A 19652-nucleotide genomic window follows, 5' to 3' on the forward strand; every position below is an offset into this window, starting at 1 on the left:
TCAATCTCCTCCTCGGTCATGTCCACCGGGATGTCTTCAAACAACGGGGTGCTGAGATACCGCTCGCCTGTGTCGGGTAACATGCACAGAACGGTGCCGCCCGCGGGCAGCGTCTCGCAGACCCTCAATGCCCCGGCAAGCGTTGCGCCGGCCGAGATCCCACAGAATATCCCCTCCTCACGTGCCAGCCGGCGGGACAGTTCCAGCGCATCGTCCCCCTTGACCGGAACGATCTCATCGAACAGGTCTCCGCTGACCGCGTCTTCGGTCAGGGCCGAGATGAAATCCGGCGTCCAGCCCTGCATGAGGTGGGGCCGGAAACCGGGATGACTCTCTGCCGGTGCGCCTTCGGCGGTACGTCGCTGTGGAATGCCGCTACCCAGCAGGGGGGAGTTGTCCGGTTCGCAGACCACGATGCGCGTGTCCCTGCGCTCCTGCCTCAGGACGCGCGCCACGCCCTTCAGCGTCCCCCCGGTTCCATAACCGGTCACCCAGCAATCGAGACGCTCTCCGTCGAAATCTTCCAGAATCTCGCGGGCGGTGGTCCTCGAGTGGATCTCGGCATTCGCCTCGTTCTCGAACTGCCGGCACAGAAACCAGCCGTGCCTCTGCGACAGTTCGACGGCCTTGGCCAGCATGCCGCTCCCCATTTCCGAGGCTGGTGTCAACACGACCTTAGCGCCCAGGAAGCGCATCAGCTTGCGGCGTTCGACGCTGAAGTTCTCCGCCATGGTGACGACCAGCGGATACCCCTTGCGGGCGCACACCATCGCCAACCCGATGCCCGTATTGCCGCTGGTGGCCTCGATCACGGTCTGTCCGGGTCTCAGGTGTCCCCTGCGCTCGGCGTCCTCGATGACCCCCAGTGCCAACCGGTCCTTGACCGAACCCATCGGGTTGAACGCCTCGAGCTTGGCAAAGAGATTGACACCCTCGGGTGCCAGCCTGTTGATCCTGACCACGGGCGTGCGCCCGACGGTACCCAGAATGTCATCGAACTTGTTCTTCATTCCGTTCCCCTTTGAATGGTCCCTGAGATCAGCACCCCACAATCGCACTTCGCGGACGGATCAACGTTTTACCGGAAATTTCTGCAACTTGCGCTGCAAGGTACGTCGGTGCATGTTCAGCGCCCTCGCCGTGGCGGAGATGTTGCCGCCGTGCTCACGCAGCACCCTTTGCAGGGGTTCCCACTCCAGACGTTTGACCGACATCGGCGTTTCGGCGGGTGTGATGTCCGTGTCCCCATCAACGCGAGCGAACGCGGCAACGATATCGTCCACCACTGAACGGTCTTCGTAGAGTCGAACCGGTTACCGCTGGTCATTCGATTCAGCGCCTTCGTACCGAACCACCGGGACCATTTCCAGAGGATCAAACGAAAGGGGGATTGACGCATCTGTCCGGTCAGAGAGGCACTGAACCATTTATAAGCGATCCTTTGTGCGGTGTTGGTGGGGTGCAGCCAAGGGTATCCGGGCTTGGATCCGAAGATCAACAGTTGGTCAATCGGATGGGGCGCGATTCGCGGCCGAGGTCATCCCGGACATCTCCCCGCCCCTGCGCATCAGGTAGAAAACCAGCACGATCGCCGGCGCTCCGATAAGCGATGCGTAGACAAAGAAGGCCGCATAGCCTTCGGCATCGACGATCAACCCGGAGAAGCCACCGAGGAACTTGGCAGGCAGGGTCATCAACGAGCTGAACAGGGCATACTGCGTGGCCGTGTAATGCGTATTCGTAAGGCTGGAGAGATAGGCAATGAATACGGCGGTGGCGATCCCGCCGCTGAGATTGTCCGCACTGACCACCACCGCAAGCAGCACGATATTCGGCGCCACGCTCGCCAGTACCGCGAACAGCAGGTTCGTCGAGGCGACCAGTATCGCGCCCAGCAGCAAGGGACGCATGATGCCGAATCGAAGCACCATCGCTCCCCCGAGACCGGCACCGGCGATGGTCATGAAAAAACCGAAGACCTTGGTCACATCCGCGATCTGTTTCTTGCTGAATCCCAGATCGAGATAGAAGGGGTTCGCCATCACACCCATGGTGATATCGCTCAGCTTGTACATCCCGATCAGCGCGAGAATCACCAGCGCCAGCCTGCCGCTGCGCGCAAAGAATTCCACGAACGGACTCACGACCGCCTCGGAGAACCAGACGATCAGCCGCCACGGCCACCCGCTCCTGCCGGGAACACCGAGCACCGCCTCGACACGCGCCTCCATCCGTTTGGTGCCATTGTTCACTGCGTGCAAGGGCTCGCTGACCAGAAGCGTGGTCAGCATTCCGATCCCCATCAATGCCGCCATGACCTGGTAGGAAGCCGACCACGACACATCCTCGGCGAGATACAATGCCCCGGCTCCCGCCGCCAGCAGGGCGATACGGTAGCCCAGCACATAGGAGGCCGCCATGACACCCTGGTATTTCGGCTCGAGTGCCTCGATACGATAGGCGTCGATCGTGATGTCCTGCGTCGCGGAGCAGAAGGCGACCAGTAGCGCCAGCCACGCCACGTGCGCGATATGCGTCACCGGATCGACCAGTGACATGCCGAAGAGTCCGGCGGCGATGCCGATCTGCGCGGCCAGCATCCAGCCGCGCCGCTTGCCTAGCGCACGGGTGAACGGCCAGAGCGGCACGCGGTCAACCACCGGCGCCCAGAACACCTTGATGGAATAGGTGATGCCGACCCAGCTGAAGAACCCGATCACGGTCCGCTCGATACCGACGTCGCGCAACCAGCCGGAGAGTGTGGAGAAGACCAGGAGGAACGGCAGGCCGGCGCTGAATCCGAGCAGGGCCATGGTGACGACCCTCGGCTTGGTGTAGACCGCCAGCGCCTCGCGCCATCCGGCGCGTCCCGGAGACCCGGTCATTCGGGCAGTTCGATATCGTAGTCCAGGGTCAAGGGGGCATGGTCAGAGAAGCGCCGGTCCTTGTAGATCGACGCAGCCAACACCTTGTCCGTCAGCCCGGGGGTGAGCACCTGATAGTCGATGCGCCACCCGACGTTTTTCTCCCAGGCCCTGCCGCGGTTCGACCACCAGGTGTACTGCTCGGGATTCGGGTTGACCTGCCGGAAGGCATCCACGAACTTCATCTCCCCGAACAGGGTGTCCATCCACGCCCTTTCCTCCGGCAGAAATCCGGAGTTCTTCTGGTTACCCCGCCAGTTCTTCAGGTCGATCTGCCGGTGGGCGATATTCCAGTCACCGCACAGCACATACTCGCGCCGCTTGCGCCGCAACGATTTCAGATAGGGTCGCATCAGGTCCAGATAGCGAAACTTGGCCTGCTGGCGATCCTCGCTGGAACTGCCCGACGGAAAGTAGACGGAGGCGACACTGAGCTTGCCGAAGCGCATCTCCAGATATCGCCCCTCGACATCGAACTCGCCCCAACCGAGGGTCGTCACCACGTCGTCCGGTTCGTGTCGCGCATACATCGCAACGCCACTGTACCCTCTCCTCACGGCATCGAAATACCGGCAATGGTATCCATCGGGGCAGAAAAGGGGATCGGTGAGCTGATGTTCCTGAGCCTTGGTCTCCTGAATGCAGACGAGGTCGGCGTCCTGTCCGGGCAGCCACTCGAAGAACCCCTTGCGGGCCGCGGACCGGATACCGTTCGCGTTGAAGGTCATGATACGGACCATGTAGCAAGGCTCCCGGGGAAATGCGGCGTATTGTATCTCACCCCGAGCGTCCGCCTCGCACGCAGGATACCTGCCGACCGTCACAAGCCCCGAACGACATCCCGGGACGAACCAACGAATCGATTACAATACCGGCATTCCTGAATCGGGGGCATACCCGCTAGCCCCCAAACGAGAACAAACCCGGCCGATGAACTACCGCATCGAGTTTCTCGAATTCGCGATCCGCGCGGGCGTGCTGCGGTTTGGCGATTTCACGCTCAAGTCCGGTCGGCAGAGTCCGTACTTCTTCAACGCCGGATTGTTCGACACGGGGAAGACGCTCGCGGCACTCGGCCGCTACTATGCGCGGGCGATCACCGACGCCGGACTCCCGTTCGACATGCTGTTCGGGCCCGCCTACAAGGGCATCCCGCTGGTCGCAAGCGTTGCGATCGCACTAGCCGGTGAGCATGAGCTAGACGTTCCGTGGGCATTCAACCGCAAGGAAGCGAAGACACACGGCGAGGGGGGCGATATCGTGGGAGCGCGATTGCGCGGCAGGGTGCTCATCGTCGACGACGTGATTACCGCCGGCACGGCCATACGGGAAGCCGTCGAGATTCTCCACGCGCATGGCAGCGAGCCCGCGGGTGTCGCAATCGCACTCGATCGCCAGGAACGGGGCCGCGAGACGCGTTCGGCAATTCAGGAGGTCGAGCATGAACTCGGTATTCACGCGATCCCGATCGCGACCCTCGCCGACCTGGTGACCCTGGTGCAGAACGAACCCGGATACTCGGCGAACCTCGACGCGATCAACGCCTACCGCCAGCGCTACGGGATCTGACTTCGGTTCCGCGACTCAACCCGCTATCAGTTTGAGGCCGACCAGCAGGGTCACCGCCTCGAAACCGCGCTTGATCCAGCGATTGCCCTTGCTGATCGACAGGTGCGCCCCCAGGTAGCCGCCGATCAGCAACCCTCGCGGATCCTCGTGACGAAGCCTGAATTCCTGGCCGAGTTCCTTTCTGAGCATGCTGTACACGCCGAGCCCGATCGTCAGCATCCCCAACGCGATCTCAGCCCAGCGGTCGGGTACGCTCAGGATGACGCGTGCCCCCGCGACCACCCCCGGCAAGCAGGACGATCTGATCGATGTCGGTCAAACAGGAAGGTCCGGATTCGGCCGATCGGCGGGGGTGGACAGGATGGCGCCATTATCCGTGGAACGTGCTGTCGGGATCCAGCTTGTGACTGGCTGCCCGCCCCGGGGCCCGAGGACACCCCCCCCTGAAAACAACGGGCGCCTGGAATCAGGCGCCCGTTCTGCGGGTTCGGGATCAGCTACGCCGCTCGCATCGCAGCCTTGCTATTCCCGGTATCAACAACAGGGCAAGGAGGAACGGATCCAGGGCCCCGCCACCGCTGCCTTCGGACCCGCCGGTGGCAGAGGCGCCGCTCGTAGCGCCGGAGGTCGAACCACCACTGCTTATCCCGGCACCGCTGGCAGAGCCACCGCCGGTGGACCCGCTTCCGGTGGACCCGCTTCCGGTGGACCCGCTTCCGGTGGACCCGCTTCCGGTGGACCCGCTTCCGGTGGACCCGCTTCCGGTGGACCCGCCTCCCGAGGTGCCGCCACCGCTTGTCGAGTTCACGACCGTGATCGTAACCGAATCGGCGGCCTCGGGATTGTCGAGTTCCACATGATTGGCGTTGACCAGTTCCGCGGTGATGACATGGTTGCCCTCTGACACCCCTTCAAAGGTGAACACGCCGGTCGGGTTGAACTCCATGATCGCCGGGGCCCCGTCCATCGAAAAATGGATGTGGTCGAACGGGCCGGCCACGCTGTAGTTGAGCGACACGCTCGGTCCCGACACGGTTTCGCCGTCCTCCGGACCCGTGATATCGATGGTCGGCGCCGTGATCTCCTCGACCGACACCGTGACCGAGTCCAGCGCCTCTGGATTAGACAAGGGGCTATCGTGATCGAGGTAGAGTTGCGCCGTGATCGTGTGCACTCCCGGGGAGACCCCCTTGAAGGTGTAAGCCCCGCTGGCGCTATGCTGCCATGCACCCGCCACCCTGTCGAGTGACAGCTGGACGTGATCCACATTGATCAGATCGAACCCGGTCGTCGTATAGCTCACCGTGACATTGGGTCCCCCCAGCACGGCACCTTCGCGCGGGGTGGATATCGAGATCGCCGGATCCGGTGGCGCTGCACCATCGCCGTACTTGTTCTGCAGGTAGGCCTCGACCTGCTGTCGCTCGCCCTCGGACAGGGCACGATCGTACACGAGCACGGCCGCCACCTGCATGCTGACGTGCGGTGTCCCATCGATCTCGGCACCGACCACGATCTTGTCCGGTTCTGTGGTGTAGCCGTGCAAGAAGCTGTCGATCAGCGAACCGTCCCGATAGTGACTCAGGGTATCGGCATTGAGTACCGCGGACTGAATCAGCCAGCCCTCACCAACACCGGAGACCTCGCTATCGAAGTTATTGACGTCTCCCCACCCTTCGATCGCCAGGTTGCTGGAGCGATTGACAGCGACTCCGAACATGTCATTGCCGCTGCCGGTCCCGTAGGAGAATCCGCCCCAACCCTTCTCGCGATAACTGGCGACGAAGAAGACGGTGCGATCGCTATTGCCGGCAGGCAATGCATTCAGACCGACATTGCGCACCAGCGCGTCGTCGTTGCCATCGAGGTCGATCACATCCAGACCGTTGAGTTCACCTGCAACTATCGCTGGCGCCCCCTCGGCGATCAGATGGTTTCCTTTGCCTGACTGGTCCTGCCAACCCGTGACGGTATTCCCACTGGCCGTGACACCCGTGTCGGACTCGAGGTAAAGCACCAGTCCCGAGTTGACCGAGACGCCGGACCCGCCGCTACAGGCGCCGCCGGCCGCGTAGTTGGCGGTCCAGACCGCATCCGTTTCGGGGGGGACGATAATTTCGTGCTCAGGCTGTCCGCCGTCGGACCAGGAATCGAGAAGGTACTGCGTCCCACCGATGCAGACCGCCTCGGGCGCGCCGATCGTGTGCTGAAAATCGATCAGCGTATCGTAGACGAACGGGGTCGAACGGGGGATCCCGTCGAGATAGAGCGTCTGTCCGCTGGGAACGGTATCCAGGGTGATGTTTACCTTTTCCGGGTACACGAACACCGACTGGGTGTCCGTCAGGCCGTCCGAGTCCGTCACCGTGGCGATGATCTCGTAGCGTGTATTATCGTTCCAGCCATGTCCTGTGGTCTCGATGTATATGCTGCCCGCAGCGCCTTGAAAGACCGGCCCGGTGTGAAAGTGGTCGTTATGGTGGAACAGGATTTCCCAACTGTAGTTGGACTCCCCGAGCACCTCGTCCGGATCGGTTGCCGTCGCACTGAACTCGAGCGTGACACCACCGCGGAACAGGGTCCCGTCGGCCGGCGTCTGGATCGTTACGCTGGGGCCGGAACCCACGTTGACCAGTAGGGCGTTCGACGCCACCGTGGTCGTTCCGTCGGTGACCTGCAGGAACGCGTTGTAGGTACCGTTATCGGCGTAGGTGTGCGTCGAGACCGCGCCGTCGGCCTCCGTCCCGTCGCCGAAGCGCCAGTGATAGGACAGGGAATCGTTTTCGAAGTCCGTGGCAGCACCCGTGAAGGTAACCGGAAGCGGAGACGGACCGCTGTCGGGGGAAGCCGTCGCGCGTGTGATCACCGGAGGATTGTTCCCACCGCCGAGGTATCGGATGCGTCTGAGCTTGGCCCCGGAACCGAATCGTGTGTAGTACAGTGCGCCATCGGGCCCCTGATGGAGGCTCGTGACCTTCGTGGCCGCATCGTGAAAATTGAAATCGCCGGAAACCTTGCCGTCTGCGTCGAAGGTAAGATAACGGATGGTGTGTCTGGCGTAGTCGCCGAAGAAGTACGCGCCCTGATACGCGGTGGGAAACTGCGTGCCGCGGTACACGGGTCCCCCAACGATCGCAGATCCATTACCCTGGTGCTGAAATGTATAGAGCGGCAGTTCGAAGCTGTCGAAGGGAGCCGGCGTGGATGGTTTCGAAGGGGAACAAGACGATCCTTCGCAATTGGGCCAACCAAAGTTCGCCCCCGCGCGCCCGAGATGGACATCCTCGGCCGCTGTCGCCTGATCGTTACCTCCGACCTCGCCGATGAACAGACGTCCCGACGGCAGGTCCCACATGGAGCGGAACGGGTTGCGAATGCCATAGGCCCAGATACCGGGCAGGGCATTCGGCTCGATAGCGGAGAAATCAGGGTTGCCGGCCGGAACACTGCCGTCCTTGTTCAGACGATAGATCTTACCACCGGAGCGAGTCAGGTCCTGGCCCACGGCATTATCGAACTTGTCACCGATGACCAGATACAGCTTGCCATCCGGCCCGAAGTCGACCGACCCACCGTAGTGGCAACAGCGCTCGGCCGGATCCGGGTCCTCCCAGATAACCGTTTCGGATCCCAGGTTCCCCCGGCTGGTGAGCCCGCCAGAATTCTCCTGATGGGTGAATCGCGACACCCGGGAGTAGCCTCGGTTTACCGGCTCACCCTCGGCGTCCAGGTTATACGGGTCCGGCGTATGGTTATAGTAGACATAGAAATAATCATTGTTCTGGAAATCCGGATCCAACGCGATACTCAGCAGTCCCTTCTCATTGACCGCATTGAGCTTGGTGATGGTCATGTAATCGCCGGTGTCCAGAGGCGGAGCACTCTGGGGGTCCATGATCAGGATCTCACCAGTCTTGGCGAGCATTAGAAGCCGTCCATCCGGCAGAAACTCCAGATCCATTGTCCGGAGTTGCTGCTGATACAGGTCCTCCTCGACAAAATTCGGGGGCAGGGCCCAGGCGGTCGTCGCGGCACCCACCAGCACGAGTGCGGCGATCGCGTAGAAATAGTGGAGTATTTTCGGGACTGGCGAGTAGGACATGGAACGTTCCCTGTAAGTAATTAAAATCTTTAGTTTTCTGGCTCCGCGCAGTGTCTCGTGCGCGCACCGAATGATCCGGTGTTCCCTGCCTTTCTATTAAACGGGCTATCCGCGCCCAAGTTCCTTGAACCGATTCATACTTTCTTACACTACTCAAACGGAGGCGCGATTCGCACGCTTGGAAAATTTGATACGAAACCCCTTGAACTATTAGGTGCGAGCAAGGGACCCGAACGCAGCACCATCTAGCTCTGCGTGTGAAGCACATGCTCCTGCATTCGCGCTGTCGAAGTCCGTCCCGCCTCACATTTCAAGGTCTATACTTTTCAAGGTCTATACTTTGATCTTTCAAACCAAGGTGAACTGGATCTCGAATGATTCCACGCGGACGCTTTCCAGCACTGTGTATCGCTACCCTCCTGTCCCTCTCGCTGACCGAATCGCAGGCCCGTCTGTATCGCTGGGTCGACGAGAACGGTGAGGTGTACTATAGCGATCACGTCCCACCGGCGGCGGTCAAGCAGGAGCAGCGGATCTACGACGAGGAAGGTCGCTATCTCCAGACGCGCGAGGCCGCGAAGACGCAGGAAGAAATCGAGGCGGAAAAGAAACGGGCCGCTGAGCAGGCGGCACTCAGGGGAAAACTCGAAGCGCAGGCCCGGCGTGACCGGGTGCTGTTGAGCACCTTCACATCGGTGAAGGAGATCGAGAGGGCTTGCAATGAGCGCGTGGCGATCATCGACTCGTCGATCGAGGTCGCGAACAAGAAGCTCCTCGAGCTTCGTCTCAAACTGGACCGGCTGCAGAAACGAAAGGCATCGATCGAGAACGTGGGCAAGCAGACCTCGGACTCTCTGATAAACCAGATCGCCGAGGCACGCGACAGTATCAACATCACCCAGATCGAGTTGAAGGTGAAGCGCACCGAGAGGGTCCTGACCAAGGAGCTGTTCGATGCCGACATCGCCCGGTTCCAGGAACTCGAGCAGAGACCATGAGATCGGGAGAAGACCCTCCCCGGTACCGATTCTAGCCGCGGATCAGGGTTCCGACCCCGGCATCCGAGAACAGCTCCAGCAATACGGCGTGTTCGACCCGTCCGTCGATGATATGGGCGGTTCGCACGCCGGAACGCACGGCATCCAGCGCGCAGTCGACCTTGGGGAGCATCCCCCCATGTATCGTACCGTTGGCGATGAGGGTGTCGACGTCACCGGGTCCGAGCCCCGTCAGCAGATTCGACTCGTGATCGAGGATGCCCGGGGTATTCGTGAGCAGGATCAGTTTCTCGGCGCCGAGGACCGCGGCCAGCTTGCCGGCGACGAGATCCGCGTTGATGTTGTAGGAACCCCCGTCATCGCCGACGCCGATCGGCGCGATAATCGGGATGAACCCCCCTTCCTCCAGCATCCCGACCACGCGGGGATCGATCCGGCTGACCTCCCCGACATGGCCGAGATCGATGATCTCCGGCGCCTCCAGTTCGGGGCTCTTACGCTCGATCCGCAGACGGCGCGCCCGGATCAGCCCGCCGTCCTTACCGGTCAGACCGACGGCCCTTCCCCCGTGGCGATTGACGAGATTGACGATCTCCTTGTTGACCAAGCCACCGAGCACCATCTCGACGACGTCCATGGTTTCGCTGTCGGTCACACGCATGCCGTCGACGAACCGGGATTCCTTGCCCAGTTGTTCGAGCAGGTTTCCGATCTGCGGCCCCCCGCCATGGACCACCACCGGATTGATGCCCACGTGTTTCAGCAGCACAATATCGCGAGCAAATCCGCTCTTCAGCACCTCGTCGACCATCGCGTTGCCGCCATACTTGATGACAACGGTCTTGCCGGTAAATCGCTGTATGTAGGGCAGCGCCTCAATCAGGATTTTCGCGAAATCAGCGGCCGTGGCATTTTCCATGCTTCACCTAATTCCCAATCAAAAAGGGTTGGATTTCAGAAAGGGAGTCGGAGTCCGGGCCACCCCTACGGCCTCTTTGGGGATTGTAACCTCCGGTAACCCCCATACCCGACCCGGCACCCTGACATCGGATCGCATAGTAAGGGCGCCGGGTACGTAGACTCACCAATGTCGACCGCGGTACGCCCCGCAGACGCGGGTTCTCGACTGGCCACGTCCAGTCGGACGGTCATCCCCGTCTACGCTGACACCGGGGTCGTCCAGCTACAGCATTCCGAGGGCAGGTGCTACGGCAGGCGCCGTCTGCGGCGACCAGCCATGCGGTACAACTCCACCGACATCGCAGCTACGGAAAATTACCGGGTCGGGGTTCACCAATGAGCGTCGGGACAGAAAACCGGAATAAGATCAGTGACGTCCGGAGTGACCGAATCCACCATCTCCGCGTTCGGAGGGACGAAACTCCTGGACGATCGCCAGATCGGCCTGAACCACAGGAACGAACACCAGCTGCGCGATCCGCGCACCGGGCTCCACCCGGAATGCCTGCCCCCCCCGGTTCCAGCAGGACACCATCAACTGCCCTTGATAATCGCTGTCGATCAGCCCGACCAGATTACCCAACACGATGCCGTGCTTGTGCCCCAGACCGGATCTGGGCAGGATCGTCGCCGCGAGCCCCGAGTGGCCAATATGGATAGCAAGCCCGGTGGGAATCAGTTCGGTCTGACCTGGTTTGAGCGTCAGGGTGACGTCCAGGCAGGCCCTCAGATCGAGCCCGGCCGAGCCGGGTGTTGCGTATTCCGGCAAGGGAATGTCGCGTCCAATCCTATCGTCAAGGATCCTGACTTCCACGGTCTGTCTTGTCGTTTGAATGGGCACCTGACTTGCCTGCTGCATAACGTGTCGCAATCAGTTGTAGGAGTTCACGGGCGAGTCGCAGCTTGCCCATTCGGGGAAGACTGCGATGGCCGTCGCGCCAGTAGACCTCGAGGCGGTTCTCCGTGCTGTCGAATCCGACCCCCGCCTCCGCCACGGGATTGGCGGCGATCATATCAAGATTCTTGGCCCGGAGTTTCTGTTTCGCATGCGCCTCGAGACCCTCGGTCTCCGCTGCGAAACCGACCACGAAGGGCCTCGGAGAGGTCTTCGCCACCTCCGAGATAATGTCCGGATTCCGGGTCAGTTCCAGGGTGAAGCGATCCTGCCGTTTCTTCATCTTTCGGGGCTCGACGACAGCGGGTCGATAGTCCGCCACTGCCGCGGTAGAAATGAAGATGTCCGCCCCGCCGACCCGTCGCAGGACCACGGCGCGCATCTCTTCTGCGCTGCCGATGTCGTACCGTTGGACCTTGGCAGGTGTCGCGAGTGCCACCGGCCCGCAGACCAGCGTGACCTCGGCCCCTTCGCCGACGGCGGCGGCGGCCACCGCGAATCCCATCCGCCCCGAGCTGCGGTTCGACAGGTAGCGCACCGGATCGATGGCCTCGCGAGTGGGGCCCGCGGTCACAAGCAGACGCAGCCCGGTCAGAAAGCCATGTTCGAACAGTTTTCCCGCGGCCTCGGCGAGATCGGCGGGTTCCAGCATCCGACCCTCTCCGGTCTCGCCACAGGCCTGCTCACCCTCGCCGGGCCCCAGCAGGTGGATTCCCCTGGACTGCAGGGCATCGACATTCGCGCGTGTCGCGGCGTTTTCCCACATCGCCCCGTTCATGGCTGGCGCCAGTACGACGGGGGCCCGGGTCGCGAGGCAGATGGTGGAAAGCAGGTCGTCCGCCAGACCATGCGCAAGCCTTGCCATGAAATCGGCGCTCGCCGGCGCGATCAGGACCAGGTCCGCCGTTCTTGCCATGGCGATATGCCCCATGGCCGCTTCCGCGGAGGGGTCGAACAGATCGGTCCAGACGGGATTGGCGGACACCGCCTGAAACGTCAACGGGGCGACGAAGCGGGTCGCGGCAGAGGTCATGACCACGTGCACGTCGGCGCCGGCCCTGCGCAACCGCCGGGTGAGATCGGCGCTCTTGTAGGCGGCGATGCCACCCGTCACGCCAAGTACAATGTGCCGCCCATGCAGTGACATGGTGAAATATTAACAAATCCACCGCGAATCGCCGCACGGTACCCAAACGCGGCGGCACGGATAATGCCGTTGTTCACACTCAATCGACAGGGAGTCATCCAGTATGGCAATCACGGACTGGCCGGCTAGCGAGCGGCCCAGGGAAAAACTGCTGACCCGCGGGTCCCAGGCCCTTTCGGACGCGGAGCTGCTCGCGATCTTTCTCCGTACCGGTGTGCAAGGCTTGTCCGCGGTCGACCTGGCGCGGGAACTGCTTGCGAAATTCGGCGGACTGCGCCCCCTGCTGCAGGCCGACATCGACACCTTCTGCCAGGAACACGGCCTCGGCCAGGCGAAATTCGCCCAGTTGCAGGCGGTACTGGAGATGGGACGCCGGCACCTGTACGAAGCGATGCAGCGCGGAGAGACCCTCTGCGGTCCGGAAAGCACCCGGGAGTTCCTGGCCGCACGGCTGCGGGATCACCCTTTCGAGGTCTTCGCCTGCCTGTTTCTCGACAATCGCCATCGCGTGATCGCCTTCGAGGAACTGTTTCGCGGAACCATCGACGGCGCCAGCGTACATCCGCGTGAGGTCGTCCGCAGGGCCTTGCACCACAACGCCGCCGCGCTGATCTTCGCCCACAACCACCCGTCCGGGGTCGCCGAACCCAGCCGGGCGGACGAGCAGATCACGAAACGGCTCAAGGACTCCCTCGCCCTGGTGGACATTCGGGTGCTGGATCACTTCGTCGTCGGGGACACGGTCCTGTCCTTCACCGAACGCGGCCTGCTCTGAGACCGATGGCGTCAGCGGCGTCCCCCGGCCCGTCCGTACATGGTCTCGGCCAGTGCCGCGAGCAGGCGGTCCACCTGGGATTCCTTGTGAGCCGCAGAGAGGGTGATACGAAGCCTGGCACTGCGTTCCGGCACCGTCGGCGGACGGATGGCCGCGACATAGAATCCCTTTTCCAGCAACGCCTCGCTGACCTGTCGCGCCCGCTCCGCATCCCCCAACAGGATCGGCTGGATCGGGGTAATGGAATCGAGGACCGGCAGCCCGATGCTGGTGACCCCTTTGCGGAATCGATCGACCAGTGCCTGCAGTTGCGTCCTTCGCCAGCCCTCCCTGCGAAGCACGGCCAAGGCGGCCCGCGTCGCCTCTGCCAGCGCCGGGGGCGGTGCCGTTGTATAGATGTACGTGCGCGCGAACTGGATCAGGCTCTCGATCAGATCCTGCTCTCCGGCGACGAAGGCACCGAAGGTGCCAAAGGCCTTTCCAAGTGTCCCCATAAGGATCGGCACCTGCCGCTGATCGAGGCCGAAATGCTCGAGCGTACCCCGACCGAATTCACCCAGGACGCCCAGTCCGTGAGCGTCATCGACCATCAGCCAGGCGTCGTGCCGCTCGGCCAACCGCGAAAGCGCCGGAAGCGGCGCGATATCGCCGTCCATGCTGAAGACACCGTCGGTGACGATGAGGGCCTGGCGGAACTCGACGCTGGTGAACCGGGACTCCAGGCTGGAGAGGTCTGCGTGGCCGTAACGCACGAAATGCGCGGCGCTGGCAAGGCCGGCATCGAGCAGCGAGGCGTGGTTCAACCGGTCCTCGAAGACGGCATCTCCCCGTCTCAACAAGGCGTGCGCCACACCGAGGTTGGCCATGTAACCGGTAGAGAACAGCAGCGCGCGCGACCGTTTGGTGAAATCCGCGAGTGCTTCTTCCAGGGCGTGATGGGCGCCGGTGTGGCCCGCGACCAGATGCGCCGAGCCCGATCCGACCCCATAGCGATCGGCCCCGCGCCGGAAGGCGGCGACAACCTCGGGGTGGTTGGCGAGGCCCAGATAATCGTTGCTGCAGAAGTTGACGATACGCCTGCCGTCCAGCGCGCGCTCCGGCTTCTGAGCCCCCTGTGCGATTCGTCGGCTACGATAGAGCCCCGCGCCTCGATGCTCTTCGAGCCTTTCCCTGAGCCCTTTCAATCGGCGATTCCCCGACCGACCTCAGGCACGAGACACCGCCCCAAGCGGGCTCGTCCCTCCGGGTATCGCCTGATCCGTGGCGGGCTCCGCGGCTCTCGGCGCGGCAACGATTCCAAGACGCGCAAAGAGATCCCTGTCGCGTCCTTCATCCGGGTTCGGCTGGGTCAGCAGCTTTTCTCCATAGAAGATGGAGTTGGCCCCGGCGAGGAAACACAGGGCCTGGGTCTCGTCCGACATGTCCTCTCGACCGGCAGAAAGCCGGATCACCGAACCGGGCATAAGGATCCGGGCTGCGGCGACGGTGCGGACGAACTCCAGGGGATCCAGTTCGGGCGCGTCGGACAGCGGTGTACCCTCGACACGCACCAGCATGTTGACGGGAACCGACTCGGGATGCGTCTCCAGGTTCGCCAGTTGCTGCAGGAGACCCGCCCGATCCCCGCGCCCCTCGCCCATGCCGAGAATGCCGCCGCTGCAGACGTTTATCCCGGCCGCTCGCACGGACTCCAGGGTGTCCAGACGGTCCTGGTAGGTCCGGGTCGAGATAATCTGCCCGTAGAACTCGGGCGAGGTGTCCAGATTGTGGTTGTAATAGTCGAGTCCGGCCTCGGCGAGTCGCCGGGCCTGTCCGTCGTCGAGCATGCCGAGCGTCACGCAGGTCTCCAGCCCCTCGTCCCGAACCGCACCAACCATATCGATCACGGCGTCGAGATTGCGGTCTGTAGGATTGCGCCAGGCAGCCCCCATGCAGAAACGCGTCGCCCCTCGCTCCCTGGCCGCCCGTGCGCTGCGCCGTACCTCATCGAGCCGCAGCAGGCGCTCCCGGTCGAGCCCGGTCTCGAAATGTGCGCTCTGCGGACAGTAGGCGCAGTCCTCCGGGCAGGCGCCGGTCTTGATCGAAAGCAGGGTGCTCACCTGCACGGTGTTCGGTGTGTGGAACGTGCGATGAACGCCCTGCGCTTCAAATACGAGATCGTTAAAGGGACGTCCCAGGATCTCGAGGATCTCCTCTCGGCGCCAATCGTGACGTACCTCGGAGCTGAGTATGTTCATCGTGCGGTATCCAGTTCCGGTTGGAGGCCTTCGATGTACGGGTTGCGCGGATCAGGCCGGACCAGTCTATCGGCAGCGGAAACCGTGTCAAATGGGGCAATGCGGCGTGGCGGGTTTGCCGGGTGCGCACCAGCGGCGTAGCATGGCGGCTGACGCCGCGGCCGCAACCATGATCAAAGCGGTCAGCTCGTCGGTACTGCGCTGGCTCTACCCGCCGACCTGCATCCTATGCGGCGCGCCCGGCCACCGTGGACAGGACCTGTGTGCCGGCTGCCTCACCGACCTGCCGCGGATATCGCGACCCTGTCACCGCTGCGGACTCCCCCTGCCGGACGAGGTATCGAGTCCCTGCGCCCAATGCCGCTTGCGATCATCCGAAGCCGACCTGGTGATTGCACCTTACCGCTATGCGCCACCGCTGGACCGGCTCGTGCAACGCGCAAAATTCAATCGCGACCTCGCCGCCGCCCGCCTTCTCGGGACGCTGCTGGGCGAGTCCGTGCAGGACTACGGACACGAACTCCCGTCGCTGATCGTCCCGGTTCCCCTGCATCCCTCCCGGCAACGCCAGCGGGGTTACAACCAGTCAACAGAACTGGCGCGCCACGCCGGCCGCAGGCTGGCAATTCGGGTATCGTCCAACGCGATCGTTCGCACTCGGGACAATCCGCCCCAGGCGGGGCTCACTGCCGAGGCCCGGCGCAGGAACGTACGGGGTGCGTTTGCAGTCCAGGGCGATATCCGTGATACCCACATCGCGGTCGTCGACGATGTGCTGACCACCGGGTCGACGGCCTCGGAGATCGTTCGCTGCCTGCGACACGCGGGAAGCCTCAGGGTGGAGGTCTGGACTATCGCGCGGACCCTCTGAACCGTCACCAAACACCGGACCCGCAGGCGACTATCGCATAATGCGCGGCGATGCCCGCGAAAATCGCCATTCCAAAGTAATTATTATTCAGAAATGCACGAAAACAGTCGTCCGGAAGACGATCACGGATCAATTTCTGCTGATTGACGAATAGACCGGTACCGGCCACGAGCGAGGCATAGTAGACCGGCCCAAGTTCCGCAATGACGCCAACCGCGGCGAGCACCGCCAGCAGCACCACCTGGATCAGGCCGACAATCAACCGGTCCGCCTCACCAAACAGGATGGCCGTACTCTTGACGCCGATATTCAGGTCGTCGTCCCGGTCCGCCATGGCATACATGGTGTCGTAGGCCGTGGCCCAGAGCACGGTGGCGGCGAACAGCAGCCAGGCGACCGGCGGTGGGAACGCACCCGTCTGGGCGGCGAAGGCCATGGGTACAGCCCAGCCGAAGGCGGTACCCAGATGGACTTGCGGGAGGTAATGAAATCGCTTCATGAAGGGATAGGTCGCCGCGAGCACCACACCGACTACGGACAGCAGCAACGTGAGCCGGTTCAGGGCCAGTACCAGCAGAAAGGCGCAGAACGCCAGGGCCAGGAACACCGCCAGCGCCTCGCGGGGAGACACCGCCCCGCGCGCGATCGGGCGCCCGCGCGTGCGCTCCACGTGCAGATCGATTTCGCGGTCGGCATAGTCGTTGATGGCGCAACCTGCCGAACGCATCAGGATGACGCCTGCCACGAAAACGATCAGGACCCTAGCATCGGGAAACCCCTCCGCGGCGATCCACAGTGCCCAGAGAGTCGGCCACAGCAGCAGATAGATACCGATGGGCCGGTCGAGACGCACCAGTCGCGTGTACTCGACGAGTCGATCGATCGCGGACCGGCACCACCCGGACTGACGAAGTGAACGCATAAGCAAGATGATACCGAACACCGACCACGCCCTGATCGATCGTTCTTCGATTCACCCCATCGGGGTCCGTGACCGGTTGACGATGCGGGGCGACCGGAGGTCGCCTTGCGGTATGATCACACCCCGCGTCCCTCGCCGCGAGTCGCAGCGCGCAGGGTCGCCCCGCACAACCAAAGGGAATCCATGCCAGATCACTATGACCTGATCGCCATCGGCGCCGGCAGCGGCGGTCTCTCCGCCGTGGAGCGCGCGACCGCCTACGGCGCCCGGTGTGCCCTGGTCGAATCGGGTCGGCTGGGTGGGACCTGCGTGAATGTCGGCTGCGTACCGAAGAAGGTCATGTGGTTCGGCGCAGGACTTGCCCATGCATTGGACGATGCCGCGGGTTACGGGTTCGATATCGTCAGGCGCGGCTTCGACTGGAACGCCCTCGTGCGCCGCCGCGACGCTTATGTCCAGGGAATCAACGACTGGTACCACACCTATCTCGCCGACGCCGAGGTGGATCTGATCGAGGGACGCGCCGTTCTCACCAGAGAACACGAGATCGAGGTCGGGGGGTGTCGTTACCGTGCCGAGCACATCGTCATCGCGACCGGAGGCGCCCCGTTGATACCCGACGTCGCCGGCGCGCAACTCGGCATCACCTCCGATGGGTTCTTCGAACTGAAGGCCCTACCCCGCCGCGCGGCGGTGGTCGGCGCGGGTTATATCGCGGTGGAATTCGCGGGAATGCTGAACGCCCTCGGCAGCGAGGTGAGCCTCTACCTGCGCAATGAGCATTTTCTGCGGCCCTTCGACGCCATGCTGCGTGAGGGCTTGATGCAGAGAATGCTGGAGGACGGCATCAACGTCCTGCCGAGGAAGGCGGTGGACCGCGTGGAGCGGGAACGCGACGGGACTCTGACCCTGACCTGCGACGCGGGCAGGAGGAAAGCTTTCGGGATCGATACGCTGATCTGGGCCATAGGGCGCGTACCCAATACCCGGGATCTCGGTCTGGAGAACTGCGGGGTGGCGATCGACGGTGATGGGTATGTGCGAGTGGACGATCGCCAGGACACCAACGTCACCGGCGTCCATGCCATCGGCGACGTCACCGGGCGCACGCAGCTGACACCCGTGGCCATCGCGGCGGCGCGGCGCCTGGCCGATCGGTTGTTCGGCGAACAGCCCGACCGCGTGCTCGACTACTCCCGGGTCCCGACGGTGATCTTCAGTCATCCGCCCGTGGCGACCGTCGGGCTGACCGAGGGGGAGGCGCGGGAACAACACGGCGAGGCGGTAAAGATCTATCAGACGCGGTTCACCTCGATGTACCACACCCTGACCGATCGCAAGGTCGAGACCGCGATGAAGCTCGTGGCGGTCGGTCCCCGGGAAAAGATCGTGGGCTGTCACATCCTGGGCCCGGGGGCCGACGAGATGTTGCAGGGCTTCGCCGTGGCCATCCGGATGGGGGCGACCAAACGCGACCTCGACGATACGGTCGCAATCCATCCGACCAGCGCCGAAGAACTGGTCACGATGCGATGACGATACGCGCTTTCGAAGGATCGACACCCAGGATCCATCCCTCCGCCTGGATCGATCCGCTTGCCCTCGTCCTGGGCGAGGTAACGGTGGGCGAGGATGCGTCGGTCTGGCCCATGGCCGTGGCCCGCGGTGACGTACAGCGCATCGAGATCGGCGCACGGACCAACATCCAGGACGGTTGCGTCCTGCACGTCAGCCACGACAGCATCTACAAACCCGGCGGGACACCCCTGATCCTCGGCAGCGACATTACCGTCGGCCACAAGGCGGTACTGCACGCCTGCACCGTGGAGGATGGCTGTTTCATCGGCATCGGGAGCGTTGTCCTCGATGGCGCGAGAATCGGTGCGCGCGCCATGCTGGGCGCCGGTGCGCTGGTCCCCCCCGGCAAGACACTCGAAGGCTGTTACCTCTGGTTGGGTCAACCGGTGCGGCGTGCCCGTGCCCTGACCGACGATGAGCTGGAGCACATAGCCTATTCGGCCCGACACTACGTCAAGCTGAAAGACCGGCATCTGCAAGCTAAGGCGATTGCCGGAAAATGACATACCAGATCGCGCCGGGTGAACTGCGAAGCAGTGAACGGCTTGGGCAGGAAGCCCAAGACCGGTGCCCAAGCAAAGCAGGGACAGCGCCGCGCCGGGATCGTTCGTCATCAAGGCGCGACATCAGGCGCATAGTCGAACTATGGAACGGTTGTCGCAACACAGAGGACG

The 19652-nt window shown here is 63.0% G+C and carries 16 protein-coding genes and 2 pseudogenes; 6 read left to right on the forward strand and 12 right to left on the reverse strand.

Going from position 1 to position 19652, the window contains the following annotated elements:
* From LJE91_05840 to xth, 4 genes and pseudogenes are all read right to left on the reverse strand, one after another.
* Positions 1-1010, reverse strand: a 1010-nt coding sequence (locus LJE91_05840) for a PLP-dependent cysteine synthase family protein (GenBank protein ID MCG6868257.1), incomplete at its 3' end; no start/stop codon positions are given.
* A gap of 60 nt (positions 1011-1070) precedes the next feature.
* Positions 1071-1223, reverse strand: a pseudogene (locus LJE91_05845) (helix-turn-helix domain-containing protein).
* A 282-nt stretch (positions 1224-1505) separates the two neighbouring features.
* Positions 1506-2885, reverse strand: coding sequence for an MFS transporter (locus tag LJE91_05850; GenBank protein ID MCG6868258.1), 1380 nt, complete (start codon positions 2883-2885; stop codon positions 1506-1508).
* Positions 2882-3664, reverse strand: a complete 783-nt coding sequence (gene xth, locus LJE91_05855) for an exodeoxyribonuclease III (GenBank protein MCG6868259.1) — start codon at positions 3662-3664, stop codon at positions 2882-2884. Before xth ends, LJE91_05850 begins: the two co-directional genes overlap by 4 nt.
* A 190-nt stretch (positions 3665-3854) precedes the next feature.
* Between xth and pyrE the strand changes: the two genes are divergently transcribed.
* Complete coding sequence (gene pyrE, locus LJE91_05860) at positions 3855-4493, forward strand: orotate phosphoribosyltransferase (protein MCG6868260.1); 639 nt, start codon at positions 3855-3857, stop codon at positions 4491-4493.
* A 15-nt stretch (positions 4494-4508) separates the two neighbouring features.
* Here pyrE and LJE91_05865 read toward each other — a convergent pair.
* Positions 4509-4784 (reverse strand): annotated as a pseudogene (locus LJE91_05865) (sulfite exporter TauE/SafE family protein).
* Positions 4785-4986: 202 nt separating this feature from the next.
* Positions 4987-8595 (reverse strand): PQQ-dependent sugar dehydrogenase, encoded by a 3609-nt coding sequence (locus LJE91_05870; protein ID MCG6868261.1) that lies wholly within the window; start codon positions 8593-8595, stop codon positions 4987-4989.
* Between the two features lie 374 nt (positions 8596-8969).
* On the opposite strand from LJE91_05870, the gene LJE91_05875 reads away from it, so the two are divergent.
* Positions 8970-9593 carry a DUF4124 domain-containing protein gene (locus LJE91_05875; protein MCG6868262.1) on the forward strand — a complete coding sequence of 208 codons (624 nt, stop codon included), beginning with the start codon at positions 8970-8972 and terminating at the stop codon, positions 9591-9593.
* 31 nt (positions 9594-9624) lie between these two features.
* On the opposite strand, the gene argB is transcribed toward LJE91_05875, so the two are convergent.
* The 3 genes from argB to coaBC all read right to left on the reverse strand — a co-directional run bounded on the left by argB (position 9625) and on the right by coaBC (position 12595).
* Entirely contained in the window at positions 9625-10512 is an 888-nt protein-coding gene (argB, locus tag LJE91_05880; protein MCG6868263.1) for an acetylglutamate kinase, read from the reverse strand.
* Positions 10513-10920: 408 nt separating this feature from the next.
* Positions 10921-11412: a dUTP diphosphatase gene (gene dut / locus LJE91_05885; protein ID MCG6868264.1), complete on the reverse strand. Its 492-nt coding sequence runs from the start codon at positions 11410-11412 to the stop codon at positions 10921-10923.
* Complete coding sequence (coaBC, locus tag LJE91_05890) at positions 11348-12595, reverse strand: bifunctional phosphopantothenoylcysteine decarboxylase/phosphopantothenate--cysteine ligase CoaBC (protein ID MCG6868265.1); 1248 nt, start codon at positions 12593-12595, stop codon at positions 11348-11350. Before coaBC ends, dut begins: the two co-directional genes overlap by 65 nt.
* Before the next feature lie 103 nt (positions 12596-12698).
* On the opposite strand from coaBC, the gene radC reads away from it, so the two are divergent.
* Positions 12699-13370 carry a DNA repair protein RadC gene (gene radC / locus LJE91_05895; GenBank protein ID MCG6868266.1) on the forward strand — a complete coding sequence of 224 codons (672 nt, stop codon included), beginning with the start codon at positions 12699-12701 and terminating at the stop codon, positions 13368-13370.
* Positions 13371-13381: 11 nt separating this feature from the next.
* Here radC and bioF read toward each other — a convergent pair whose 3' ends face one another.
* Both bioF and bioB read right to left on the reverse strand, forming a co-directional pair.
* Entirely contained in the window at positions 13382-14554 is a 1173-nt protein-coding gene (gene bioF / locus LJE91_05900; protein MCG6868267.1) for an 8-amino-7-oxononanoate synthase, read from the reverse strand.
* Positions 14555-14575: 21 nt separating this feature from the next.
* The gene (bioB, locus tag LJE91_05905) at positions 14576-15607 is read right to left on the reverse strand and encodes a biotin synthase BioB (protein ID MCG6868268.1); all 1032 of its coding nucleotides are present in this window, start codon (positions 15605-15607) and stop codon (positions 14576-14578) included.
* Between the two features lie 91 nt (positions 15608-15698).
* Between bioB and LJE91_05910 the strand changes: the two genes are divergently transcribed.
* Positions 15699-16478: a ComF family protein gene (locus tag LJE91_05910; protein MCG6868269.1), complete on the forward strand. Its 780-nt coding sequence runs from the start codon at positions 15699-15701 to the stop codon at positions 16476-16478.
* A gap of 4 nt (positions 16479-16482) precedes the next feature.
* On the opposite strand, the gene ubiA is transcribed toward LJE91_05910, so the two are convergent.
* On the reverse strand, positions 16483-17400 hold the full coding sequence (ubiA, locus tag LJE91_05915; GenBank protein ID MCG6868270.1) for a 4-hydroxybenzoate octaprenyltransferase: 918 nt from the start codon (positions 17398-17400) through the stop codon (positions 16483-16485).
* A gap of 183 nt (positions 17401-17583) precedes the next feature.
* Between ubiA and gorA the strand changes: the two genes are divergently transcribed.
* Positions 17584-18936, forward strand: a complete 1353-nt coding sequence (gorA, locus tag LJE91_05920) for a glutathione-disulfide reductase (protein MCG6868271.1) — start codon at positions 17584-17586, stop codon at positions 18934-18936.
* A complete protein-coding gene (locus LJE91_05925) occupies positions 18933-19481 on the forward strand; it encodes a gamma carbonic anhydrase family protein (GenBank protein ID MCG6868272.1) in 549 nt (182 codons plus the stop codon). The genes gorA and LJE91_05925 overlap by 4 nt, the downstream gene beginning before the upstream one ends.
* The last annotated feature ends 171 nt before the right edge of the window (positions 19482-19652 follow it).

Source organism: Gammaproteobacteria bacterium (genome assembly GCA_022340215.1).
Lineage (GTDB): Bacteria > Pseudomonadota > Gammaproteobacteria > JAJDOJ01 > JAJDOJ01 > JAJDOJ01.